This window comes from Flavobacterium aestuarii (assembly GCF_040049115.1).
Classification (GTDB): Bacteria; Bacteroidota; Bacteroidia; order Flavobacteriales; family Flavobacteriaceae; genus Flavobacterium; species Flavobacterium aestuarii.
This window is the reverse complement of sequence record NZ_JBDLZZ010000006.1, coordinates 240,962-266,416: the sequence shown is the minus strand read 5'-3', so window position 1 is coordinate 266,416 and position 25,455 is coordinate 240,962. Positions and strand designations below refer to the sequence as shown.

The window sequence follows — 25,455 nt, the reverse complement described above, 5'->3', positions numbered from 1 at the left end:
TATTATCTGTCAAATAACATTCTTTGTCCTGCTCGAATGTCTTTTACTTTAAAACCAGAATAAACCAGTTTGCCATTAACAAAAGTATGGGTAATTCTAGATTTAAAAGTATATTTTTCAAAAGGCGACCATCCGCATTTAGAAAGTATATTTTCCTTTTTTACGCTCCAAGGCAATCCTGAATTAATAATGACCAAATCAGCATAATACCCTTCTTTGATAAAGCCTCTTTTTTCAATTTTGAAAATTTTCGCAGGATTGTGACACATCTTCTCAACAATTTTCTCAATACTTATTTTTCCCTGATGATGTGCTTCAAACATTGCCACAAGAGCATGCTGTACTAATGGGCCACCGGATGGAGCTTGCAAATATTTTTGATTTTTTTCTTCCAGCGTATGCGGAGCGTGATCGGTAGCAATTACATCAATACGGCCGTCATTAAGGGCTTCCCATAATACTTTGCGGTCATTGGCAGTTTTTACGGCTGGATTCCATTTAATAAAATTGCCTTTTGTCTCATAATCCTCATTGGTAAACCATAAATGATGTACGCAGACTTCGGCAGTAATCTTTTTTTCTTCCAATGGAATTTTATTGGTAAACAGCTCCATTTCTTTGGCAGTCGAAAGATGAAAAACATGCAGTCTTGCTCCTGTTTTTTTTGCCAGAGCAATAGCCTTTGAAGAAGACAGATAACAAGCCTCTTCACTGCGGATAAGATGATGAGCCGTTACAGGAACATCTTCGCCATATTCTTCTTTATATTTTTCTAAATTATTCTTGATAGTCTGCTCATCTTCGCAATGAACTGCAATCAGCATCGAAGTACACGAAAAAATCTTCTCCAAGACTGCTTCATTATCTACCAGCATATTTCCTGTAGAGGAACCTAGGAATATTTTAATTCCGGCAACATTTTTAGGATTCGTTTTCAGTACTTCTTCCAGATTGTCATTGGTAGCCCCCATCATAAATGAATAATTGGCATAAGACTTCTCGGAAGCTATTTTATATTTTTCTTCCAGAATTTCCTGGGTAACAGCATTGGGAACCGTATTGGGCTGTTCAATGTACGAAGTAATCCCGCCGGCAACCGCTGCTCTGGACTCGGATTCTATATCTCCTTTATGAGTAAGTCCCGGTTCTCTAAAATGTACCTGATCATCAATAACTCCAGGAATAAGATAATTCCCTTCGGCATCAATAATCATACAATCAGACGATTTCAGGCTGATATTATCTGAAACCTCAGCAATCAGATCATTTTCTACAAGAACATCACCTTCAAAAATAACTCCTTCATTTACTATTTTAGCATTCTTAATTAAATATCTATTCATAGCATTTCTCTTTTACAAACTGTTAAATATTTTTTTTAAACGCAATAAAATAACACCAAACACAGCTTCTACTATTATCGAATTACTCATCTTGGATTGTCCCTTAGTCCTATCGGTAAAGATAATAGGCACTTCGGCAATGGTTAATTTTTTACAATAAGTACGGTATTTCATTTCAATCTGAAAAGCATAGCCAACAAATCTGATCTTGTCCAGATTAATGGATTCGAGCACTATTCTTTTGTAACATACGAAACCAGCTGTAGCATCATGAATTTTCATCCCTGTAATCATTCTAACATAAACTGATGCAAAATACGACATCAAAACACGGCTCAAAGGCCAATTCACCACATTTACTCCAGTAACATACCGCGAACCAATTGCCAGATCGGCATCGCCAAAATGACAGGCATCGTATAATTTTTCTAAATCATTAGGATTATGAGAGAAATCTGCGTCCATTTCAAAAACAAAATCATAATTGTTTTTTAATGCCCATTTAAACCCATGAACATACGCAGTGCCTAACCCAGACTTTTGAGTTCTTTTTTCTAAAAACAGCCTGCCATTATACTCCTCCTGAAGCATAACCACTTTGGCAGCAGTATTATCGGGAGAGTTATCATCAATAACCAAGACATGGAAAGGTTTGTGTTGAGAGAGCACTGCCCGGATAATGCTTTCGATGTTTTCAATTTCGTTATAGGTAGGAATTATAACAATGCAATTGTTCATGTTTCGCGTAATTTCGTTGCAAAAGTAACCTTTTTATGCCATTTGATTATAATAAAATTATAATAAATAATGTTATAAAAATTACTAATTTTGCTCCAATTATGACTGAACATATACTTCATCCTCGGATAACAGATAGCAGTGATTGGGTAACGGCCCTCTTTATTATAGCTTTCGGCATTATTGCCTTAACCAAATCCATTTATGAAAATCGTTTTGAGGATTTCACTAAATTAATGTTCTCGGACAAATACACCCGGATATACAGAGACAGCAGCCATTTGACAGGAATGTTTTCTATTTCTCTGTTCTTTGTCCAGATTATTTCATTTTCTTTCTTTATACAAATTTTACTGAGTGTTTTTGGTTATGGCTCAAAAACGGATTGGGTTCTATTTATTCAGATTTTTACATTTGTTGTATATTTCATTTTATCGAAATTCTTAATTGAAAAAATCGTTGGAACTACATTCAAAATTGAAGAATTAGTCGAGTTATTTAACCTTCAGAAAGTCACTTACCGAACATATGTTGGTTTATTATTATTGCCGATCGACATAATTTTATACTATTATGATTCTATTTTAAAAAATATTCCGCTGCTGGTTTTATACAGCATATTAGCCCTGAACGTTTTACTGTATGTATTTTCGATAAAAAATTACAGAAAAGAAATTTTCAACAAGTTGTTTTATTTTATTTTATATCTTTGCACTCTCGAAATAGCACCCTATTATTTTATGTATTATTGGTTTACAAAAGATAGCGTTTAGAAATTATTAAATTATGAAAGTGAAAACAATTTTGGTATCCCAGCCAGAACCTAAAGTGGAAAATTCTCCATACTTTGAGCTACAGCAAAAGCATAAAGTAAAAATTGATTTCAGGCCTTTTATACATGTAGAAGGAGTAAGCGCGAAAGAAATTAGACTTCAAAAAATCGATTTAAACAACTACACTGCTATTATATTAACAAGTAAAAATGGTGTAGATCATTTTTTTAGAGTGGCAGAAGAAATGCGTTATAAGATTCCTGAAGGACTAAAATACTTTTGTCAATCTGAAGCGATTGCATTTTACCTGCAAAAATATGTAGTGTACAGAAAACGCAAAATCTATGTTGGCCCAAAAGACTTTGCCGATTTATCCCCATTAATCAAAAAATACAAAGACGAAAAATTCCTGCTTCCTGCTTCAGATCAATTAAACGCAGATATTCCAGTTACATTAAATGCTTTAAAAGTAGATTGGACTCCTGCAACTTTTTACAAAACTGTAATGAGTGATTTATCTGATTTAGCCGATGTTTACTATGATGTATTGGCTTTCTTCAGCCCAACAGGAATTAAATCATTATATAAAAATTTCCCTGATTTTGAACAAAACAATACTCGAATAGCTGTTTTTGGCAGTACAACTCAAAAAGAAGCCCTTGACCACGGACTACGTGTAGACATTATGGCTCCAACACCAGGGACTCCATCAATGACAATGGCTTTAGAAAAATATATTGTTGAGGTCAATAAGGCAAAATAAATATTCAAAAACTATAATTCTAAAATCCAAGTTTCAATTAGCACCAATTGGAATTTGGATTTTTTAATTTAAACTACTCTTAATCTGCAACAGCTTTACTATTTCAGTAAAGTGACAACTAACAACCTGAACAAACTTAAAACAAAACGGCTATCCTATTAAGACAGCCGTTTTTATTATATGTTTCAAAACCTTTGCAGTTATCTCCTATTCATATAAATAGAAACATAATACAATAAAGTAGCGATAGATCCCAATGCTGCAACTACATAAGTTCTAGCTGCCCATTTCAAGGAATCCTTTGCTCCTGCATGCTCCTGCTGAGTCAGCATCCGTTTATTTTCCAGCCAAGCCAATGCACGATTACTCGCATCATATTCTACCGGCAGGGTCACGATAGAGAACAAGGTAGTTGCTGCAAAAATCACGATTCCTATCAATAAAAGCGATGGAAAAGTCCTGATCATCAAGATTCCCGCTAACAGAATCCACTGCATGAAAGAAGATGCAACATTCACAATTGGCACCAACTGCGAACGCATCGTTAACCATTGATACCCCACGGCATGCTGTACTGCGTGACCACATTCGTGCGCAGCAACTGCCGCAGCTGCCGCGTTTCTTTGGTTATAAACTGCTTCACTCAGATTGACTGTTTTATCCGCCGGATTGTAATGGTCTGTCAATTGACCTGGCGTTGAAATTACTCGAACATCACGTATTCCGTGATCTGCTAGCATTTTTTCGGCGATTTCGGCACCCGACATTCCGTTTTGTAAATGCAGTTTTGAATAAAACTCAAACTTGTTCTTAAGTGTAGAACTCACTAACCAGCTTGCCAGCATAATACCGCCCGCAAGTATTAAATAACTCATTCCCATATTTTTTTATTTTTTATATTTAATGTTTAAAATCTTAGAATTAAACATCAAATTCTGAACCAAAATACAATTGTGTCATTTTGGCATTTCCAGAATTATCTGCAGATTGTAATAAATGCTATCAATTCTGAAGCCTCATAATACGTAAAAGAAACGTTTATAACTTCATATCCTTCAGCCGACTTAGCATTCAGGAAAACCTCTACTTCTTTTGTTAATTCATCTTTCATACTGGAAAATCCAGCCGTTTTTTTCAGAATGTGAACTTCGTGTTTTTTCATTTTTGTGTTTTTAATATTGGTTACAAAACCGTAAAAATTGTTACACAAAAAAATCCCAAATTCCAATTTGACGATTGGGTTTGAGATTTAAATTTTTGCCAAGATGCGCGCTGTAGAGATGCACTGCAGTGCATCTCTACAGCTACAGCGTTATTCATCGGCATTCAGCTGTTCATTTACAGCTTCAAATTTTGCAATCAGATTATTAACTCTTGTCTGCTCTTTTTTGATTTCCTTTGGTCTCAAATAAAACCAGGTAAAACCTATCCAGCCCAGCGTTACCGCATAAGTAACAATCGCCCAAAGGATTGTCATCATCGATGCGTATTCATACATATATAAACTCAGTCCTAATCCAAGCAGTATAAAATAAAGACTCAGCATCGTAGACTGCAGAAAATGCTGTTTTGCTTTGATTGAGATTAATTTCTTCAGGTATTCACTATTACTCTGAGCAGCATCGATTGTTTTAAAAAAGACAGCAAGTTTATTGTACACAAATAAATAAATTACCATCGCCAAAATGACTAAAACAATTCCGATTTTAGTCGAAATAAACTCAGGCTGAAATCGATACCAGATGAAAAGAATAAATACACTTGTTGCAATAAGAAGAACATTTGTTATAATTAATTTTCGCATGCTTACTCTCTTGAAATGTTTGAGTTTAGTAAACAGATCCTGAATATCGGGCGGACTTACAGCCTGCTGTTTCCATAAGTTTTTGAAATCTATATTATTTTCCATTTTCTTTAAATTTTTGAGTCAGTTTTTCTTTTATTCTGTGAATTTTCACTCTGATATTGGCTTCAGAAAGGCCGACAATTTTGGCTATTTCTGCCTGTTTAACATCTTCCAGTTCCAGCGAAATGATGATACGCTCTGTTTCGGGCAATTCGGCTATGCATTTGTACAAAAACTGAATCTGCGGTTCCAATGATGGCTGTTTTTCTTCACTTAGATGAATGGGAAGTTCCGATTTTGGGAAACGTTTCTCTTTCTCGATCTGCCTTAAACAATTGTTGGAAGCGATTCTGAAAATCCATGTTCCAATGCCCGATTCGTTTCTAAAAGTGTCTAATTTCTGCCAGACAATTATAAAGGTTTCCTGAGCCAAATCTTGAGCCACATCATAATCATTAACAAACCCCATGCAAAGCCTGAATATTCTGTCCCAATAGGTTTTATAGATATTTTCGAATTCCATTCTTATGATTTTATAAAGTTATTCAGCTGAGCCAAGTACCATTCTTTATCGTCATACATAATAAAATGCAGCCCTTTGGTCGAATACTGAAAACTGGCGGTTTTTAAGTTTTTATACTGCACTTCGATAGGCTCTTTATAATTCGAAAAACCAAATTCTAATAATATTAATGAAGGACATTTTATTGATGTAATTTTGTCCCGCAAATCAGTGTTGGAAAAATCGCAGTACATTTCGCCAAACGTTTTTCTGTCTGATTTCATGCTCCAGCTAATTGCTTCATCCTGCTTTGAAGCATCAGCCAAAAGCATAGCCATATTTCTTTTCTGCATCTGAAGAAATTCATCTTCAGACATTGCGTTTATTGGATTTACTATTGATGAACAGTCGTTATTTTCTTTCGATTTAAAAGAAGGATCTCTCAAAGCCGACAAACATGGAAGCGCATCAACCACTACAATTTTACTCATTAAATCCGGATAATCGGAAGCTATGGCCAAGGCAAGTCCTCCGCCCATGCTGTGTCCTACTATAATTGGTTTTTCGATTTTATTGGCTCTAATATAGTTTACAATTTCGGTTTCCCAATTTTTAAATGAAGGATTTGGCTGTGGTTTAACCCCTGCAAAACCAGCCATTGTAAGAGTATAACAGGTAAAATCTTTTTCAAAATTGGCTTTGGTTTCATTCCAAACGTCTCCAGAACTGGCAAATCCTGGAATAAATACAATAGACTGTTTTCCCTTTCCTGATTTTACAACCTCAAACGGGTATGATTTTGTTTGTGCAAACACATTTACACATAATGCCGAAAACAATAAAGCGATAACTAAGAAGATATATTTTTTCATTTTTAATAGTTTTAAATTGTTAATTAATCGGATCCTGCCTTTGGATACGGGAACTATTAAAATGTTACAAAAAAATTAAAAAAATTCAATAGCAATTGCAATATCAAATTTCAATGGCAATAAAAAATTCCAAACTCTAATTGAACATTGTCAATAGAATTTGGAATTTATATTTACTTATCAATTCATTTTTTCATTGACATTGCCATTGAAATTTGATATTGATATTGAACCTTTATTACCCCACCAAGTTGATAATTTTACCAGGAACGATAATCACCTTGTTTGGTGTTTTTCCGTCCAATTGTTTTTGGGTTCTTTCGTCTTTCATAACGATTTCTTCAATTTGCTCTTTGGTTAAATCCAAAGGCAATTTGATGGTAAAACGCATTTTTCCGTTGAAGGAAACCGGATATTCTTTTTCCGATTCCACTAAATGTTTTTCTTCAAAAACAGGGAATGGAATCGTTGCAATCGATTCAGTATTCCCTAATAATGACCATAATTCTTCGGCAATATGAGGCGCATAAGGCGAAATCACAATTGCCAACGGCTCTAAAATAGCACGGGAATGACAATTTTGAGACGACAATTCATTTACACAAATCATAAACTGCGAAACCGAAGTATTGAAAGAGAAATTCTCAATATCGTCAGCTACTTTCTTGATGGTTTTGTGCAACGATTTTAGATTGTCTTTGGTTGGTTCGTCGTTGTTTACAATCAAACCATTTTCGTCAAAATACAATCTCCATGATTTTTTCAAGAAACCAAAAACTCCTGAAATACCTGCTGTATTCCAAGGTTTTGCCTGTTCCAATGGTCCTAAAAACATTTCATACAAACGCAAGGTATCGGCACCATATTCATTACAAATATCATCCGGAGTTACTACATTGTATTTGGATTTTGACATTTTTTCGACTTCACGAGTTACAATGAACCTACCATCTTCCTCATAAATGAATTCTGCTGTATGATATTCTTCTCTCCAACTTTTAAAAGCATTAACATTCAATTCATCAGAAGAATTCACAAAATTAACATCAGTATGAAGTTTTGTTTCTGAACATCTATAATCATAACATTCATCTAATAAATTTTCTTCTTCCTTTATAAATTTTAATTTCGGGAACTTTTCGCTGATTAATTTATTTAAAACATCGTTATATACAATTCCATATTCATCCATTTGAAACTCCTTTGAACCGAAAACATTCTTTGAAATCCCAATAAAAAAAGGACGAGGACAATCAACTGAAATATAATCTTCATCCTCTTCAGCAAAATCTCTTTTTGCAGAACGATAACTTATCTCAACCCAAACACCCTGAACAAAAGCACTAGTTCCCAAAATCATTCCCTGATTAATCAGTTTTTTGAATGGTTCTTCGGTTGGTGCAAAACCTTTGTCTTTTAGGAATTTGTTCCAAAAACGGGAATACAATAGGTGCCCTGTTGCATGTTCGCTTCCGCCAATGTATAAATCTACGCTTTCCCAATATTTCAAAGCTTCCGCCGAAGCAAATTCAGTGTCATTGTGTGCATCCATATAACGCATCCAATACCACGAACTTCCCGCCCAGCCTGGCATTGTGTTTAATTCTAATGGAAAAATCGTCACATTATCGATCAACTCACAACCAACAACCGACAACTTTTCACTATCCCAAGCCCAAACAGAAGCATTTCCTAATGGTGGCAATCCGTCTTCTGTTGGCAAATATTTCTCCACTTCAGGCAAGATGATTGGCAAATGCTGTGCATCAATCATTTGAGGCAGACCATTCACGTAATACACAGGAAACGGCTCTCCCCAATATCTTTGGCGGGAAAAAACCGCATCACGCAAACGGTAATTGGTTTTCCCTTTTCCCTGACCTAATTTTTCTAGCTCTTCAATAACTTTTTTGGTCGCTTCTTTATAATTCAAGCCGTTCAGAAAATCCGAATTGGCAATTTCCACATTGTCTTTCGAACCATACGCTGCTTCCGAAATATCAACATTCGCAAAAATGTTTCTGATTTCAGGCATTCCATTTTGCCCTTTGAAGAAATTTGCAAAAGCATAATCTCTTTCATCACCGCAAGGAACCGCCATTACAGCACCTGTCCCGTAACCTGCCAAAACATAATCTCCAATCCAGATCGGAATCGGCTCTTTCGTAAACGGATGCTCAGCAAAAGCTCCCGTGAACACACCCGAAATGGTTTTTACATCAGCCATACGCTCTCTTTCAGAACGCTTTGCCGTTTTTTCAATATAAGCTTCAACTTCCGCTTTTTGCTCAGGAGTTGTGATTTGGGCAACCAATTCATGCTCAGGTGCCAACGTCATAAACGTAACCCCAAAAATCGTATCAGGTCTTGTAGTAAATACTGAAATACTGTTATCTGAATTCTGCAGTCTGAAATCTACCATCGCTCCAACCGATTTCCCAATCCAGTTTCTTTGGCTTTCTTTAATACTTTCGCTCCAGTCAATATCGTTCAATCCTTGAAGCAAACGTTCCGCATAAGCCGAAATTCGCATGCTCCATTGTGTCATTTTTTTACGAACAACAGGAAAACCTCCACGCTCCGAAACACCGTTTACAATTTCGTCATTTGCCAAAACCGTCCCCAATCCCGGGCACCAGTTCACTTCAGTTTCTGCCAAATAAGTCAATCTATACTGCAGCAAAATACGCTCCTGCTTCTCTTTTGCGAAAGCGTTCCATTCATTTGCTGTAAATACTTCGATATTATCATCACAAACCGCATTTACGTTTGCATTTCCTTCTTTTTCAAAAACAGCAGTCAAAGTCGAAATATCTTCGGCTTTGTCGGCATCTTTATTGTACCACGAATTGAACAATTGGATAAAAATCCATTGAGTATGCTTGTAATAATCAGGATTCGAAGTACGCACTTCTCTGTCCCAATCAAATGAAAATCCTATATTATCCAGCTGTTTTCTGTAACCCGCAATCACTTTTCCTTCCTTGTCTACTCCACCGTCAATGTTTACGCGGGTTGTGTCCTCTGGACGCTGTCCGGTCTGAATTGCATATTGCTCTGCAGGCAATCCAAAACTGTCATACCCCATTGGGTGCAGCACGTTAAAACCTTGGTGTCTTTTGTATCTCGAATACACATCCGAAGCGATGTATCCCAGCGGATGCCCAACGTGCAGTCCCGCTCCCGAAGGATAAGGAAACATGTCCAAAACATAATGCTTTGGTTTGTCTGAATCATTTTTGGCCGCAAAAGTTTTGTTATCAGCCCAGTATTTTTGCCATTTGGCTTCTATTTCGTTCGGATTGTATTTCATTATTCTGTTTATGGTTTACCGTTTGCTGTTTATTGTTTTGGTTTTTAGGTTATAACAACAAACTAAAAACTATAAACAACAAACTAAAAATGAACGGCAAATTTACATTTATTGTCGCTGGTTACCAAAGCTTGCTTAATTGTTTTTTGGAGCAGAACATTTTATATATTTCACAAGTTCACTCCCGCTTTTCACTTCAATCTTATAAGCCGAACCCCGGCTTATAAGGATTTTCGTTTCAATCGGGGCTAAAAATCAGCATTTCTGCATTTTTGAAATTATCCAAAAAAGGATTCTCGCAGAGACGCAAAGGCGCAAAGAAATCCTCTTAAACTTTGCGACTTCGCGCCTCTGCGGGAATAACATTGAGCTCGCCTATCACAAATAAAAATAGCATTCTTTTGTAATAAAAAACAAACACACTACTTTTTATAAGTAAAAATACGTATGTTTGCAATATGTTGTTAAATAAAACCCAGATGACCACGGCTAAAAAATACAATATCGAAGTTCGCCTTTGGATTGAAGAAACCGAAGGTCCATTTTTAGGCATAGGAAAAATCTGGCTCTTGGAAAACATTCAAAAAACTGGCTCTATAACCAATGCTGCCAAAGAAATGAAAATGGCATACCGACAAGCTTGGCAATTGGTAACAGAAATGAACCAGCGTGCCGAAAGCCCTTTAGTCGAAAAAGTCTTGGGAGGCAAAGGTGGTGGCGGAACCAAACTAACCGAAGCCGGTGAAAAAGCCATTCAGAAATTTTATGAAATCGAAAAACGAATCAAGGATTTCGCCCAAAAAGAAACCGAGAATCTGAAGTTCTAAAATTTTTTATCAATCACTATTCCTTTTTAAACACACTGAAAAAACAAGCCAAGATAACCAAATGAAACAAAACTATTTATTATATCTAAGTATTGCATTCCTAACTTTTCTCTTTTGCGAAAACCTATCGGCACAAATCGACAGCAATATCACCAATTTATTAGTCCAGAAAAACATCATCACACAGCGCGAAGCCGATTCGCTGTTGGTCATCGAAAGTTTTAATAAAAAAGTAAATTCAGAAAATAAAATTTTTACTGTCGGTCTGGAATTCAGGCCAAGGAGCGAATATCGAAATGGCTACAGACAGCTGCCCAATGACACGACCAAAGCTGCTTTTTTTGCCTCACAAAGAAGCCGTTTAAACATCAGTTACGAACAGCCGAAGTTTAAATTCCTGACTTCAATTCAAGACATCCGCGTTTGGGGACAATACGGACAAACATCGACAACTGGGTCTTTAAATGTGTATGAAGCTTTCGCAGAAGTAGAAATCGTAGAGAATTTCTCAGCCCGATTAGGGCGTCAAAAAGTAGAACTGGACAACGGCCGTTTATTCTCGGCGGCCAACTGGAGTCAGGCAGGACGAGCACATGACGGAATTGACCTTATCTACAAAAATGACAGAATCGAGACGGAGTTACTCACAGCTTTTAATCAAAGTTCGGAACGGATTTTTGAAACAAACTATTCTCCAACGACTTTTAATAATTACAAATTATTGAACTTGCATTATTTGAGAGCAAAGCTGAATCAAAATTTTACTCTAACAACGATAAATGCCGCCGATAGTTTCGAAAGCAAAACCAATCCGCAGACATTATACACCAGAGCCACTTCGGGAGGGCGTTTGGAATTCGAAAAAGACAATCTCTATTTCACTTTCAGTGGCTATTACCAATACGGACAATTGCAGTCGGGAGCAGTTATCTCGGCATATTATTTTCAGCCCGAAATACAATACAGGCTAAAAAAATGGACAACCCGTTTGGGTGCAGAAATTATCAGCGGTGACGATGCTACAAAACCGTCTGAAATTTCCAAATCTTTTGTTCCTCTGTATGGAGTGGCTTGGAAGTTCATGGGAAATATGGATTATTTTACCACTTTCCCTAAGGATGTTCAAAACGGCGGATTGATAAATCCCTATTTATTTTTCTATTATGACTGGAATAAAAATCTTTCCCTGCGTGCTGATTTTCATTTGTTTTACTTGGAAAATAAAATCTTGGATTCTCAAAAAAATGTTGTCGATCCGTATTTGGGTTTTGAAAACGATTTGATTCTGAGGTACAAATACAATTCTTTTACCAGCATTGATCTTGGCTTTTCATATTTATCAGCAGATAAAAGCATGGAAGTCTTAAAAGGAGGAAATAGCAATGCAACACCAGTTTGGAGTTATGTTATGATTACCTTTAAACCCGAATTATTTAGTTCTAAAAAATAACTGTAAATAGTTAAAATTTTTAATTAGAAAAACAAATAACCTCAAAGGAGATTCCTACGGAATGACAAAACTGTATGTTTTTTTTAATCTGTGAAAATCAGTGGAATCAGTGGCAAAAAAGAATCTAAACCCAAAATTAATATGAAAACCAAAATAAAACTATTTTCCTTATTTATCATTTTATTCATTACAAGTACCATTTCTGCACAACAAAAAGCGACTGTCGTTGTAGCAGCAAACCTGAAAACAGCAATGGATTCTATTTTGAAAGTCTATAAATTAAAAAATCCGAATAATGAGATTCAGATTACTTATGGTTCTTCAGGGAAATTTTACGAACAGATTTCGAATGGTGCTCCTTTTGACTTGTTTTTTTCAGCCGATATGAATTACCCAAAACAGCTAAAAAACAATGGTTTTGTCGTTTCACCGATAAAATTATATGCAATAGGAAGACTGGCGGTCTGGAGTAAAACATTGGATCCGAACGTAGAGAAAATGAATTCACTGCTGCATCCCAAAGTAAAAAAAATCTCCATCGGAAATCCAAAAACTGCGCCTTATGGTGCCAAAACTATAGAAAGTTTAAAATATTTCAAGCTGTACAATAAAGTAAAAACCAATCTGGTGTTTGGCGAAAACATTGCCCAAGCCGCTCAGTTTGTCGCTTTTGGTGCAGCCGATATTGGAATCATCGCTTTATCGGATGCAATGTCGCCAGCAATGAAAAAAGAACGCGGAAAATACTATGTGATTCCGCAGGAAAGTCATTCGCTATTAGAGCAAGGCTGCGTAATTTTGAAACACGGAAAAGGAAATACAGCGGCTAAACAATTTTATGACTATATTTCATCAGAAAAAGCAATTCAGATTCTGACTTACTGCGGTTATTCGCAAAACAAAAAATAAAAATGTAACCACAAATTACGCAAATTCACACAAATTAATTTGCGCTAATTTGTTTAATTTGTGGTTAAAAAATTTAAGTCAAAATGAACTCTATTTCAGGAAATGTTATCGAAATAACAACCGAAGGCTCTTTGTCTATGGTTAAAGTAAAAGTTCAAAATAGTGTGCTGACTTCGATAGTAATTGATACTCCTGAAACAGCATCTTATCTAAAAACTGGAAATAACATAAAATTACTTTTCAAAGAAACCGAAGTCATTCTTGCCAAAAAAATCACAGGAATTATCAGCCTTCAAAACAAAATAGACTGCGTTGTCGATTCGTTTGAAAAAGGAGCATTACTTTGCAAAATAGTCCTGAATTTTGAAACCGCAAAAATAACTTCCGTAATTACCCGAAACGCTTTTGACCAGCTCGACATTCGGGAAAATGACGAAATCACTGCCATGATAAAAACCAACGAAATAAGTTTGTCCAATGATTGATTTCGAACCCATATTTCTCACGCTGCAACTAGCTTTTACGACGACAGTGATTTTACTTATCGTTGGACTACCTTTGGCTTACTGGTTGACATACAGCAAAATAAAATCAAAGGTAATTATCGAAGCCATTGTGAGTCTGCCGTTGGTTTTACCTCCATCAGTTTTGGGTTTTTATTTACTGATTGCCTTTAGTCCCGAAAATGCTTTTGGTAAATTTTTGGACAATTATTTCGATATCCGACTGGTGTTTACTTTTACGGGATTAGTTATTTCATCCGTTTTATACAGTCTGCCTTTTATGGTTCAGCCTGCTCAGAGCGGCTTCAAATCAATATCCAAAAACTTGATTGACGCTTCCTACACATTAGGAAAAAGCAGATGGCAGACAATTTTGCATGTCATCCTCCCAAATATGAAAACGGCATTGCTGACAGGAACTGTTCTCAGTTTTGCTCATACAATTGGCGAGTTTGGAGTCGTATTAATGGTTGGCGGAAGCATCCCAAATGAGACTAAAGTAGTTTCGATAGCAGTATTCGATGAAGTAACCGCAATGAATTATCATACTGCTAATGTATATTCGGCAATTTTACTGGTTTTTTCTTTTGTTGTTTTATTAAGTGTTTATAGTATTAACCGCCGTTTCAGCAAAATAAGTCCGTTGCCATGATTGAATTTAAAATCAGTAAAAAACTGCAGTCCGCATCGGGAGAAATGATTCTGAATCTTGATTTTCAAGTCAAGGAAAATGATTTTGTCACTTTGTACGGTGCTTCAGGTTCTGGGAAAACAACAACTTTGCAAATTCTTTCAGGCTTGATGAATCCAGATGAAGGAACTATAAAAGTAAAAGATACCTTTTGGCTGGACACCAATTCGAAAATAAATCTGCCAACACAAAAACGTAAAATTGGTTACGTTTTTCAGGATTACGCATTGTTTCCTAATATGAACATTCGGGAAAACCTTCTTTTTGCTTTGGAAAAAGGACAGGACAAAACCATTATTGACGAACTGCTGCAGACAATGGAGCTAGTTTCTTTACAGCATCAAAAACCAAATCATTTATCAGGCGGACAACAGCAGCGTGCCGCTTTGGCACGAGCCTTAGTTCGGCAGCCTGACATTCTGCTTTTGGACGAACCGCTCTCGGCAGTTGATACCGAAATGCGTTTAAAACTGCAGGATTATCTTTTGGAAGTACATCGAAAATACAACTTGACAACCATTTTAGTCAGTCACGATATTTCTGAAATTTATAAACTTTCGGATCAGGTAATCGTTATTGAAAATGGCACAATCGCAAAACAGGGGACTCCTTCTGAAGTATTTTCGAGCCATTCCAACAGTGGCAAATTTCAGTTCATAGGCGAAATTTTAAAAATCGAGAAAGAAAATTTTATTTACATCGTATCTGTGCTAATCGGCACCAGCATCGTAAAAGTCATTGCGATGGAAGAAGAAACGAAATCTCTTAGAATAGGCGAAAAAATAGTGGTTTCTTCGAAAGCATTTAATCCAATTTTGAGTAAATTGAAGTAAAAACTAAACTGAAAAATAAACACGAATTACACTAAATTTTCACTAATTGATTTGTCTTTATTTAGTAAATGCTTTGACACAATATTGTCATGCTGTAAGCATCTCCGCAAGAAAATCGACAAGAAAAGATCTATTTTGCTGCTATCAAGAAACAGATTCCTGCGGAATGACAAGTTTGCGAATTGTTGGGCGTTTGAAAAACTGCTTTTGATAACGCAGTCGAGACACCATCATAATTATCGACTGCACCCAAAACTGACAGCAGAACAGATTTATAATTTACAAATGGTATAATTTGAGTCAAAAAATCATCTTTCTATATTAAAACTTAAAACTTTGACAAACTTTAACTTCAAATTAAAGAATATGTTTATTATTTTTACCCCATAATTACAACAAACTATGGCTTCATCATTTGATAAATTCCAAAAACGCAGATTGCTTTCCTCCTATTTTTCGGTAGTCCTGAGTATATTCTTAGTATTATTTCTTTTAGGAATACTGGGCTTTTTCATTATAAATTCTAGAAAACTGGCAGATGATTTCAAGGAAGAAATTGCTATGACTGTGTTCTTTAAAAACGAAGCCAATGACAGCATCGTAAAAGCTTTTGACACAGAATTAAAAACTGCCCGTTTTGCAAGATCATTTGTATACGTTTCTAAAGAAGCAGCGGCCAAACAGCATTCGGACATTATTGGTGAAGATTTTATGACCTTTTTAGGAGAAAATCCTTTGCAGAATTCATATGACATCCATTTAAAGGCAAATTATGTTGTTAGAGACAGTATCGCAAAAATTGAATCCCGCTTTCGCAAAAACCCTATGATTTCGGATATTGTTTATGACAAGCAATTAGTGAATCTTGTAAACGACAATATTCAAAAAGTAAGTATGTGGATATTAATAGCAAGTGGTCTTTTGACAATTATTGCTGTACTATTAATCAATAGTTCTTTGCGTTTGTCCATATATTCCAACCGATTTATCATTAAAACTATGCAGATGGTGGGCGCTACCAAATCGTTTATCCGCAAACCTTTTGTTTTGCGAAGCATAAAACTTGGAATGATTGGTGCGGGACTTGCCATTATAGCATTATTAGGATTGCTGATTTACCTCGATAATACTTACCCTGGTTTAGAAATTTTAGCTGACAAGGCAATAGTAGCACTTGTATTAGTTGCTATATTTGGAATTGGTGTACTTATTACCTGGATAAGTACTTATTTTGCAACACAGCGATTCCTGAATTTAAGAACTGATGATTTATACTAATTCAGGATTTAGATCTTAGCTTTAAAACTTTTAAAATATTGGGAATGAAACTACTTCGTTCCTCGCAATGAAAAGATGAAAATGAAAAACAACGAAGAAAATAAGCACGAATTCCTTTTTGAAAAAGTAAACTATAAAATTCTATTGATTGGAATTGGTGTAATTGCGCTGGGCTTTATCCTCATGTCTGGTGGCGGGAGCGACGATCCAAATGTATTTAACGACGAAATATTCAATTTTAGAAGAATCCGCTTGGCACCAACAACTGTTTTAATTGGTTTTGGAATTACTGTTTATGCTATTCTTAAAAATCCTAAAAAAGATCAATAGATAACTAGACAAATTAGATCATTAGAGCGTTTAGACTTCTAAAAAATCTAAGATATCTAAACTTCTAAAAGTCCAATAATCTAAAAATCCAAATGAATACACTACAAGCTATTGTTCTTGCCATTATTGAAGGTATTACCGAATTTCTGCCTGTTTCTTCTACCGGCCACATGATTATTGCTTCGTCCTTTTTTGGGATTGCTCACGATGACTTTACCAAACTTTTTACTATTGTAATTCAGCTGGGAGCAATCTTATCGGTTGTAATTTTGTACTTCAAACGCTTTTTTCAATCCTTTGATTTTTATTTCAAATTATTAGCAGCTTTTATGCCTGCTGTTGTTTTTGGCTTGCTTTTCAGCAAAAAAATTGATGCTTTGCTTGAAAACCCAGTAACAGTTGCCGTTTCCTTATTGATAGGCGGTATTATTCTGCTAAAAGTGGATGAATGGTTTAATAACCCAAATGCATCAGAAACTTCAAACGAAATAACGTATGTTCAGGCTTTAAAAATTGGTTTATTCCAATGTATTGCCATGATTCCGGGAGTTTCCAGAAGCGGTGCTTCTATTGTGGGCGGAATGTCACAAAAATTATCTAGAACTTCTGCAGCCGAATTTTCATTCTTTCTAGCAGTTCCTACCATGCTGGGAGCTACTGCAAAAAAATGTTATGATTATTATAAAGATGGCTTCGTACTATCAGATGATCAGATTAATTTACTGGTTATTGGAAACATTGTGGCTTTTATAGTTGCACTATTGGCAATAAAAAGCTTCATCGGATTTTTGACCAAAAACGGTTTTAAATTTTTTGGCTACTACCGAATCATTGCTGGAATTGTATTGCTGGCAATTCACTATTTTATCCATCCATTGACTATAATCTAATGACAGCCGAAGACTTTTTGAACGGTCAGGTTCTCTTAATTGATAAGCCTTTGCATTTTACTTCCTTTCAAGCGGTAAATAAGCTTAAGTATGCATTAATCAACAAAGCAGGATTGCCCAAAAAATTCAAAATTGGACATGCAGGAACTTTAGATCCGTTAGCTTCTGGCTTATTATTAGTCTGTACTGGAAAATTCACTAAAAAGATTTCTGAATTGCAGGGTCAGGCCAAAGAATATACAGGTACTTTTTATATTGGGGCAACGACTCCTTCCTATGATCTGGAAACTGAAATAGATGAAACTTTCTCAACAGATCATATAAACGAATCCTTGATTCACGAGACCGTCAAACAATTTTTGGGTGAAATTGATCAAAAACCACCTGTTTTTTCAGCCATAAAAAAAGACGGAGTACGTCTGTACGAACACGCCCGAGCTGGTGAAACGGTAGAAATTGCTTCGAGAAAAACTACCATTCATGAATTTGAAATCACCCGGATTGCACTTCCTGAAGTTGATTTTAGAGTTGTCTGCAGTAAGGGAACTTATATTCGCTCTCTTGCTTATGATTTTGGAAAAGCTATGAATTCTGGATCGCATCTGACTGTTTTGCGCAGAACTAAAATTGGCCATTATAATGTAGCAGATGCTATAAATGTCAATGATTTTGAGCAAACCCTTATTTCAAAATTATAATCACAAAAAAAACGCATTACAAATATCAAAGTGAATTTGCAATGCGCTTTTGCTGAAATTTAAAGTGTATCAATTTATACACTTTTTCAACTTGCTTACTTCATTGATCAATAATGAACTGCACTTTCATTTCCAAATAGAAAATGTGACACATAATCATAAAATTTTTCAAATAGTTTTTTCATAACGATGTTTTTTAATTGTTAAACAATATTTAAAGACACCTAAAAAAAGTAAATCAAAACAGCAGACCTGATTAGCAATCAGCAAGTTACATTTTTTTTATACAAAAAACAAAAAAAATTACAGACAGACACATTCTTTTATAGAATACATTTTTTCAAGGACTTCATTTTGCACAGACAGCCCTTTATCATGCAAATACCATAGCTGTAATTGTGTTTTGGCCTCATCATCAATGCCTCCAAATTGTTCTTTATAATTATTAATTAAAACTGCGGCACCTTTAGGCCTTGGCCCCCAATGATCGCAGACTTTACCAGATTCTTTATCAATAATCAGCAGCTTTGGGATAGCCCTGGCTCCGTTTGTCAAATATTGATTCATCACCTCATCATTCGCATCGCGGAAAATAATTTTCAATTTAATCTTATTAGTTTCGCAGGCCATTTTATTCAGCACTGGCAAAATTTGGGCTGCATCTCCGCACCAGCCTTCAGCAATAACCAGCCAGATATATTCTTTTTTTAACGATTTTAATTTAGCTGCAACCCTTTCAGGAACTTCTAAGGTTTTATCCAAGCGTTTCATTCTTGTCTCGTTCAGGATACTATAATCCAGCAATTCCTTTGATTGATTATTTCCTGTTGGCTTTCCTTCAGCAAGCAAATCAGTTACCACTTTTTTGTATTCTGAATAGGAATAGCTGTTAAACAATGCTTGGGCGACTAAACGTTTCATTATCCTTTAATTTAATTCATATTAAAAGAAATTTACATATTGTTATTGCTAAATTGGAGTTTCTTTCATCGTTTTTTCGCGATTACTCTAAAGCTTCCTCAATAACAATATGCTCATTTCATATACAAGTTTATTTAATACAAATTTACAGATATGAATATGTATAAAATGTGATAAAAATCACTTTGGATCAAACAAAATAAATAATTATAGTATATTCTGCAGTCCTCCTTTCAATTAATCATAAATCACACTACATCAATAAACAATAGATATCCTCTAACTACTGGCACCCTCTTTTTTGATAAGAAAAAATCTATTAATTCAATGTAATGAATTAATATTTTCGTATACTTACACATAAAAGCCATTACTCATTTTTAAAATTATTAAACCACAAAATGAAAAAATTATTACTACTTTTTACCACACTGTTAACCGTTAGCAGTTACTCTCAAATTTCTTATGAAAAGGGTTATTATATAGACAATTCGGGGCAAAAAACTGAATGCTTTATTAAAAATAATGACTGGTTAGGCGATCCTACTGATTTTAAATACAGACTGTCCGAAAGTGACGATATAAAAACAAATAATATCGATTCTGTCAAAGAGTTCGGAATTTACGGCATCACAAAATATATAAGGGAGACTGTTGAAGTAGAAATATCAAGCGAGGACATCAATGATATGAGTTATGACATGAATCCTAAATTTAAACAAACACAGCTGTTTTTAAAAGTATTGATTGAAAGCAAAGCAAATTTATATTCAGGAGGAGGCAGCTCAGTAAAATATTTCTATAATGTGGACGGCTCAAAGATTGAGCAATTAGTGTTAAAAAGTTATAAAAACTCAGAGAATCAGATTGTAGAGAACAATATGTTCAGAAAACAGCTATTCGACAATTTAAAATGCTCATTAATTGACATTAAAAATCTTTTGAAACTTAAGTATAATGAAAACAGTTTAGTGAATCTGTTTAGCGAATACAATAAATGCAGTAATGCTAACATTGTTGATTACACTATGAAAAAAAAGAAAGATGTATTCAACTTGACGCTAAGACCGCGTATAAACAGTTCTTCACTAAGCATAAACAATTCCGAATCCAAATACCGAAGTACTGATTTTGGAAAAAAAACAACTTTCGGATTTGGAATTGAAACAGAATTTATTTTACCATTTAATAAAAACAAATGGTCAATTTTAATAGAACCCACCTATCAAATTTATGATGTTGAAACAACAAAAGATGCTACTACATATACTACTCCATTGAAAGCAGAAGCAACATATAAATATCTAGAAATCCCTGTAGGCTTAAGACATTATTTTTTTCTAAACAGCAATTCTAAAATATTTATAAATGCTTCTTTGGTTTTTGCTGTGGCTTTTAATTCTCAAATTCAATATAAAATCGGAAATATTGATTATTCAACGCCATTAGAGATTAACAATACATCAAATATAGCTTTTGGAATAGGTTATAAATTCCATAATAAATACAGCATTGAAATGAGATATAATACGAGCAGAAAAATTTTATTGGATTATAATTTTTGGGATTCTGATTATAAAACCACTTCAATTATTTTAGGCTACACACTGTTTTAAAATTATGCTGATGGAATGACACAAAATGTCGGATTATAATTTTACAATCCGACATTAAGCCATCGTAACTTTTTTAAAAGAATCTAAAGAAAAGCACATGCATTACGCATCAAAATATTTACGCCACTAATCTTAAAAACAGGTAAAAATCTTACAAAAATTTAATTTAAATTTTTTAAGTAACACTATTTTCAAAAAAAACAGAATATGTCTATATTTGCACAAATTTCGTAAGATTTAGCTCGATGGCTTACGAAATTGCTTTCGATAAACGAAAGTGACCTTAAAAAAAATAAAACTGACTGATGAAATACAAAAGAATCCTTCTGAAATTAAGTGGTGAAGCTTTAATGGGTGATTTACAATATGGTATTGACCCGAAACGATTGTCCGAATATGCCGATGAAATCAAACAGATTCACGATACAGGAGTTGAAATTGCAATTGTAATTGGTGGAGGAAATATTTTTAGAGGTGTTGCAGGAGCCAGCAAAGGAATGGACAGAGTACAAGGAGATTATATGGGAATGCTCGCTACAGTTATTAACGGAATGGCATTGCAAGGCGCTATTGAAGACAAAGGAATAAAAACCCGCCTGCAGACTGCTTTAAAAATAGAATCCATCGCAGAACCTTATATTAAAAGAAGAGCCGATCGTCACTTAGAGAAAGGGAGAATTGTAATTTTTGGCGCAGGAACAGGAAATCCATATTTTACTACAGATACAGCCGCAGTTTTACGTGGCATCGAAATCAATGCTGATGTTATATTAAAAGGCACAAGAGTTGATGGCGTTTATGATTGTGATCCAGAAAAAAATGCTTCAGCAGTTAAATTTGATTTCATTTCTTTTGATGATGTGCTGAAAAAAGGATTAAATGTAATGGACACAACTGCATTTACCCTGAGCCAAGAAAACAAATTGCCGATCGTGGTTTTTGACATGAACAAATCAGGAAACTTATTGAAAATCTGTGAAGGAGAAAATATTGGAACAGTAGTTAATATATAATAGACCATTAGATTTTTAGACTTCAAGAATTTATATTGACAGATTAAATTAATAGTAAACACTAATAAATCTGTTAACTTTTAAAATAAATATAGTCTAAAAATCAAATAATCTAAAAATCTAAATTATGACTGAAGAAATTGAATTTATATTAGACAGTACCGAAGAATCCATGACTGGTTCTATTGAGCATTTAGAAAAAGCTTTTTTAAATATTCGTGCGGGCAAAGCCTCACCTGCAATGCTTGGAAGTGTTTTTGTAGATTATTACGGGTCTGCTTCTCCATTATCGCAAGTATCCAAAATAAGCGTTCCTGATGCCAGAACAATTACTTTGCAGCCTTTCGAAAAAAACATGCTGCACCCTATTGAAAAAGCAATTATGATTGCTAATCTTGGATTTAATCCAATGAATAATGGAGATGTGATTATAATCAGTGTTCCCCCGCTTACCGAAGACCGAAGACGAGAGCTGGCAAAACAAGCCAAATCTGAAGCGGAAGATGCTAAAATCGGAATTAGAAATGCCCGAAAAGATGCTAATACTGATATTAAAAAATTAGAGAAAGAAGGTACTTCAGAAGATATATGCAAAAGTGCCGAAGAGCAAGTGCAAAACCTGACTAACTCTTATATTAAAAAAATTGATGAACTTCTTGCTGTAAAAGAAGCCGAGATCATGAAGGTTTAATCTCATGATGTGACAAATATTAAATCTGTCTTGTTTTTTTGAGCAAGACAGATTTTTTTATTCCTATTTTTGTCCAGCAAAAACACATATAAACGCACTGTATTAAACCGTTTTATGAAGCACTTTATTTTACTGTTCTTCTTTACGCTTTCTCTTCAGGCACAATTTCAAGCCAATGGAATTGTGAAAGATGCCTCTACACAAAAAACGCTCCCTTTTGCATCCATTGTTTTAAGTGATGGCACAAACGCTATTTCGGATGTTGATGGAAAGTTCAGCATCGCATCCAAACATAAAATAGAATCCATCAGCATTTCTTATGTTGGATACATTAACGAAACTATCCAAACAACAAGCAATCAATCATTTTACAAAATAGCGCTTACACCAAAAATAAACCCGCTGAACGAGGTTTTTATCGCTAAAGCAAATCCAGCTTTGGCCATAATAAAAAACGCTATTCAAAACAAAGCAAAAAACAATCCCCAGCAGAAACTCAGCAGTTTTGAATTCAAATCCTACAACAAACTCATTGTTACTGCCAATCCAGATTCTATCAATGGCAGTATAGATTCGGTATTTGTCACCAGCCCTTTTGGAAAACATTTCAAAAAAATAGATTCCACTGATTACAAATTCAAGCAGCTCATAAAAAAACATCATTTATTCCAGACAGAGAAAGTATCACAATACCAATACGACAATAAGAGATTAAAAGAAACCATTTTGGGAACCCGCATGGCTGGATTCAAACAGCCTGTTTATGAAATATTAACTTTCAGCCTGCAGTCGTTCTCTATATACGACTCGAAATATGAACTTTTCGAAACTAACTACAATAGTCCAATAGCAAATAATGCATTACAGGATTACAACTACAAGCTTCTGGATACCGTTGCTATAAACGGCAGGAATGCTTTTATGATTCATTTTAAAAACAAAAAAAAGAAAAAGGAAGCCGGACTTGAAGGCATACTATACATTGACCAAAATAATTTTGGTATTGCAAAAGCAATAATGCGGATCAGGGGAATATTGAATATTAGCAGTATTCATGAATTCCAATATATTCCAGAACAGGAATTATGGTTTCCTGCCGAAAAAAAGTTTAAAATCGTAAAAGGTACCAATGATGATGATATAAAAATTCTGGGAGGTACAATCCAGTTTGATGGTGACATTGAAGAAAACCTGAAACCAAGAAAAAGAACTGAATCCGATTATGTTTATGTGCTTTCGCAAACGACCAACTTTGACATTGAATACAATACTCCTGTAGTAATCAAGAAGCCAATTGTGGCTATCGAAATTAAGGACGATGCCATAAATAAACCAGAAAGCTTTTGGGAAGAATACAGAAAAGGTAATCTGGATAGCCGCAGCAAAAGCACCTATCTCTCTCTCGATAGCATCTCAATAAAAAAAAGAATAGAAAGCAGAATCAATCTTGGAAGAAAAATCATTAGCGGCTACTTTCCAATTAAAGTCTGGGATCTTGATTTAAAAAAAATTATAAGCTACAATAATTACGAAGGCCTCCGATTAGGAATCGGCGGGACTACCAATGATGATTTTTCAAGAAAATACCGGATTGAAGGCTATTCTGCTTATGGATTAAGAGATTACGATTTTAAATACAATGCAGGCCTCGGTGCCAGAGTGGATAAGTTTTCCAATACTTGGATCAGCGGAAGCTATACTGATGACCTCAGGGAAATAGCCAGCACGGATTATGTAGTCGAAAAAAAAGCTTTCAAGATATACGATCCCCGCTCAATCAATTTCAGTACATTTTACAGGTATGAACAATGGCGAATAGCTTTGGAAACCAAAATTATCCCAAAAACGGAAACCATATTGGCACTGTCCAATTCATTTGTAACACCTAAATTTAATTATACCTATTATCTAGACGGTACAGCATACAGTTCCTACAGGATGACTACGGCAACATTATCTATAAAATGGAATCCCTTTAGCGATTATATGCAAACGCCTACTGGAAGGATCGAAGCCGAAAAAAGATACCCAAAATTTACATTTCAGCTTATACAGTCGATGCCAGATGTTTTGAAAAATGATTTTAGCTTTACAAAAATAGATTTTAAGGGAGAATATCTGATCAATCATTTAGACGGACAGCGGACTTTTTTATTATTTGAAGCTGGCCGAGCCTATGGAGACCTTCCTCTGCCACAGCTTTACAGTATTTCCCCAAACAACTTGAACCAGAATACTATATTTCAAAGAATCACATTTGCCGGAAAAAACAGTTTCGAAACCATGTATTTCAATGAATTTTTCTCAAGCCAATACATGTCTTTCCAATTCAAGCACGGTTTCAATAGGATTTTCTTGTTTAAAAATATAAAACCTGCCATAGATTTTGTAACCAGAATGGCTTGGGGCAGTATGCAAAATCCCGAAACACATATAGGCATAGAATACAAAACTTTGGACAAAGGCTTTTTTGAATCGGGTTTAGAGTTCAATCAAATCTATAATGGATTGGGAATTGGCGGGTATTATCGTTACGGACCAAATCATCTGGATGATATCAAAGACAATATTGCCATAAAACTTACTTTTATACTGGATTTAAGCTTTTAAAAAAACTCTGGCAATTTTCCAGAAAAAAAACTGCCAGAACTATTA

26 protein-coding genes are annotated in these 25,455 nt (G+C 34.9%); 16 read left to right on the top strand and 10 right to left on the bottom strand.

Features of this window, described 5'->3' with window-relative positions:
- Nucleotides 1-2 precede the first annotated feature (2 nt).
- Entirely contained in the window at nt 3-1,343 is a 1,341-nt protein-coding gene (locus tag ABEG11_RS08905) for a dihydroorotase (RefSeq protein ID WP_348823816.1), read from the bottom strand.
- Between the two features lie 12 nt (nt 1,344-1,355).
- Nucleotides 1,356-2,081, bottom strand: a complete 726-nt coding sequence (locus tag ABEG11_RS08900) for a polyprenol monophosphomannose synthase (protein ID WP_348823815.1) — start codon at nt 2,079-2,081, stop codon at nt 1,356-1,358.
- 101 nt (nt 2,082-2,182) lie between these two features.
- Here ABEG11_RS08900 and ABEG11_RS08895 point away from each other — a divergent pair, with 101 nt between their 5' ends.
- Nucleotides 2,183-2,854 carry a DUF4271 domain-containing protein gene (locus ABEG11_RS08895; protein ID WP_348823814.1) on the top strand — a complete coding sequence of 224 codons (672 nt, stop codon included), beginning with the start codon at nt 2,183-2,185 and terminating at the stop codon, nt 2,852-2,854.
- 13 nt (nt 2,855-2,867) lie between these two features.
- On the top strand, nt 2,868-3,617 hold the full coding sequence (locus ABEG11_RS08890; RefSeq protein ID WP_348823813.1) for a uroporphyrinogen-III synthase: 750 nt from the start codon (nt 2,868-2,870) through the stop codon (nt 3,615-3,617).
- A 200-nt stretch (nt 3,618-3,817) separates the two neighbouring features.
- Here the strand turns inward: ABEG11_RS08890 and ABEG11_RS08885 are convergent, their stop codons facing one another.
- The 6 genes from ABEG11_RS08885 to ABEG11_RS08860 form a co-directional block, all read right to left on the bottom strand.
- Nucleotides 3,818-4,498, bottom strand: coding sequence for a zinc metallopeptidase (locus ABEG11_RS08885; protein ID WP_281636484.1), 681 nt, complete (start codon nt 4,496-4,498; stop codon nt 3,818-3,820).
- A 95-nt stretch (nt 4,499-4,593) separates the two neighbouring features.
- Nucleotides 4,594-4,779 carry a hypothetical protein gene (locus ABEG11_RS08880; RefSeq protein ID WP_348823812.1) on the bottom strand — a complete coding sequence of 62 codons (186 nt, stop codon included), beginning with the start codon at nt 4,777-4,779 and terminating at the stop codon, nt 4,594-4,596.
- Nucleotides 4,780-4,929: 150 nt separating this feature from the next.
- Entirely contained in the window at nt 4,930-5,526 is a 597-nt protein-coding gene (locus ABEG11_RS08875) for a hypothetical protein (RefSeq protein WP_348823811.1), read from the bottom strand.
- Nucleotides 5,516-5,986, bottom strand: coding sequence for an RNA polymerase sigma factor (locus ABEG11_RS08870; protein WP_348823810.1), 471 nt, complete (start codon nt 5,984-5,986; stop codon nt 5,516-5,518). Before ABEG11_RS08870 ends, ABEG11_RS08875 begins: the two co-directional genes overlap by 11 nt.
- A gap of 2 nt (nt 5,987-5,988) precedes the next feature.
- A complete protein-coding gene (locus ABEG11_RS08865; RefSeq protein ID WP_348823809.1) occupies nt 5,989-6,837 on the bottom strand; it encodes an alpha/beta fold hydrolase in 849 nt (282 codons plus the stop codon).
- Nucleotides 6,838-7,075: 238 nt separating this feature from the next.
- On the bottom strand, nt 7,076-10,150 hold the full coding sequence (locus ABEG11_RS08860) for a leucine--tRNA ligase (protein ID WP_348823808.1): 3,075 nt from the start codon (nt 10,148-10,150) through the stop codon (nt 7,076-7,078).
- A 479-nt stretch (nt 10,151-10,629) separates the two neighbouring features.
- On the opposite strand from ABEG11_RS08860, the gene ABEG11_RS08855 reads away from it, so the two are divergent.
- The 6 genes from ABEG11_RS08855 (at nt 10,630) to ABEG11_RS08830 (ending at nt 15,363) form a co-directional block, all read left to right on the top strand.
- Nucleotides 10,630-10,977, top strand: a complete 348-nt coding sequence (locus ABEG11_RS08855) for a winged helix-turn-helix domain-containing protein (RefSeq protein WP_348823807.1) — start codon at nt 10,630-10,632, stop codon at nt 10,975-10,977.
- 61 nt (nt 10,978-11,038) lie between these two features.
- The gene (locus tag ABEG11_RS08850; RefSeq protein WP_348823806.1) at nt 11,039-12,427 is read left to right on the top strand and encodes an alginate export family protein; all 1,389 of its coding nucleotides are present in this window, start codon (nt 11,039-11,041) and stop codon (nt 12,425-12,427) included.
- 141 nt (nt 12,428-12,568) lie between these two features.
- On the top strand, nt 12,569-13,336 hold the full coding sequence (modA, locus tag ABEG11_RS08845; protein WP_348823805.1) for a molybdate ABC transporter substrate-binding protein: 768 nt from the start codon (nt 12,569-12,571) through the stop codon (nt 13,334-13,336).
- A gap of 83 nt (nt 13,337-13,419) precedes the next feature.
- A complete protein-coding gene (locus tag ABEG11_RS08840; protein ID WP_348823804.1) occupies nt 13,420-13,821 on the top strand; it encodes a TOBE domain-containing protein in 402 nt (133 codons plus the stop codon).
- A complete protein-coding gene (modB, locus tag ABEG11_RS08835) occupies nt 13,814-14,491 on the top strand; it encodes a molybdate ABC transporter permease subunit (protein ID WP_348823803.1) in 678 nt (225 codons plus the stop codon). The genes ABEG11_RS08840 and modB overlap by 8 nt, the downstream gene beginning before the upstream one ends.
- Nucleotides 14,488-15,363: a sulfate/molybdate ABC transporter ATP-binding protein gene (locus ABEG11_RS08830; RefSeq protein WP_348823802.1), complete on the top strand. Its 876-nt coding sequence runs from the start codon at nt 14,488-14,490 to the stop codon at nt 15,361-15,363. Before modB ends, ABEG11_RS08830 begins: the two co-directional genes overlap by 4 nt.
- A gap of 130 nt (nt 15,364-15,493) precedes the next feature.
- Here the strand turns inward: ABEG11_RS08830 and ABEG11_RS08825 are convergent, their stop codons facing one another.
- Nucleotides 15,494-15,667 carry a hypothetical protein gene (locus ABEG11_RS08825; RefSeq protein ID WP_348823801.1) on the bottom strand — a complete coding sequence of 58 codons (174 nt, stop codon included), beginning with the start codon at nt 15,665-15,667 and terminating at the stop codon, nt 15,494-15,496.
- Between the two features lie 98 nt (nt 15,668-15,765).
- Between ABEG11_RS08825 and ABEG11_RS08820 the strand changes: the two genes are divergently transcribed.
- From ABEG11_RS08820 to truB, 4 genes are all read left to right on the top strand, one after another.
- Entirely contained in the window at nt 15,766-16,641 is an 876-nt protein-coding gene (locus tag ABEG11_RS08820; protein WP_348823800.1) for a cell division protein FtsX, read from the top strand.
- A gap of 81 nt (nt 16,642-16,722) precedes the next feature.
- Nucleotides 16,723-16,971: a DUF3098 domain-containing protein gene (locus tag ABEG11_RS08815; RefSeq protein WP_348823799.1), complete on the top strand. Its 249-nt coding sequence runs from the start codon at nt 16,723-16,725 to the stop codon at nt 16,969-16,971.
- Between the two features lie 92 nt (nt 16,972-17,063).
- Nucleotides 17,064-17,861 carry an undecaprenyl-diphosphate phosphatase gene (locus ABEG11_RS08810; protein ID WP_348823798.1) on the top strand — a complete coding sequence of 266 codons (798 nt, stop codon included), beginning with the start codon at nt 17,064-17,066 and terminating at the stop codon, nt 17,859-17,861.
- Nucleotides 17,861-18,559 (top strand): tRNA pseudouridine(55) synthase TruB, encoded by a 699-nt coding sequence (truB, locus tag ABEG11_RS08805; protein ID WP_348823797.1) that lies wholly within the window; start codon nt 17,861-17,863, stop codon nt 18,557-18,559. The genes ABEG11_RS08810 and truB overlap by 1 nt, the downstream gene beginning before the upstream one ends.
- A 303-nt stretch (nt 18,560-18,862) precedes the next feature.
- Here the strand turns inward: truB and ABEG11_RS08800 are convergent, their stop codons facing one another.
- Nucleotides 18,863-19,480 carry a thioredoxin family protein gene (locus ABEG11_RS08800; RefSeq protein ID WP_348823796.1) on the bottom strand — a complete coding sequence of 206 codons (618 nt, stop codon included), beginning with the start codon at nt 19,478-19,480 and terminating at the stop codon, nt 18,863-18,865.
- 401 nt (nt 19,481-19,881) lie between these two features.
- Between ABEG11_RS08800 and ABEG11_RS08795 the strand changes: the two genes are divergently transcribed.
- The 4 genes from ABEG11_RS08795 to ABEG11_RS08780 all read left to right on the top strand — a co-directional run bounded on the left by ABEG11_RS08795 (nt 19,882) and on the right by ABEG11_RS08780 (nt 25,410).
- Nucleotides 19,882-21,096 carry an outer membrane beta-barrel protein gene (locus ABEG11_RS08795; RefSeq protein ID WP_348823795.1) on the top strand — a complete coding sequence of 405 codons (1,215 nt, stop codon included), beginning with the start codon at nt 19,882-19,884 and terminating at the stop codon, nt 21,094-21,096.
- A gap of 305 nt (nt 21,097-21,401) precedes the next feature.
- A complete protein-coding gene (gene pyrH / locus ABEG11_RS08790) occupies nt 21,402-22,109 on the top strand; it encodes a UMP kinase (protein ID WP_348823794.1) in 708 nt (235 codons plus the stop codon).
- A gap of 127 nt (nt 22,110-22,236) precedes the next feature.
- Nucleotides 22,237-22,800, top strand: coding sequence for a ribosome recycling factor (gene frr / locus ABEG11_RS08785; RefSeq protein WP_348823793.1), 564 nt, complete (start codon nt 22,237-22,239; stop codon nt 22,798-22,800).
- Nucleotides 22,801-22,914: 114 nt separating this feature from the next.
- Nucleotides 22,915-25,410 (top strand): DUF5686 family protein, encoded by a 2,496-nt coding sequence (locus ABEG11_RS08780; protein ID WP_348823792.1) that lies wholly within the window; start codon nt 22,915-22,917, stop codon nt 25,408-25,410.
- Nucleotides 25,411-25,455: the final 45 nt, after the last annotated feature.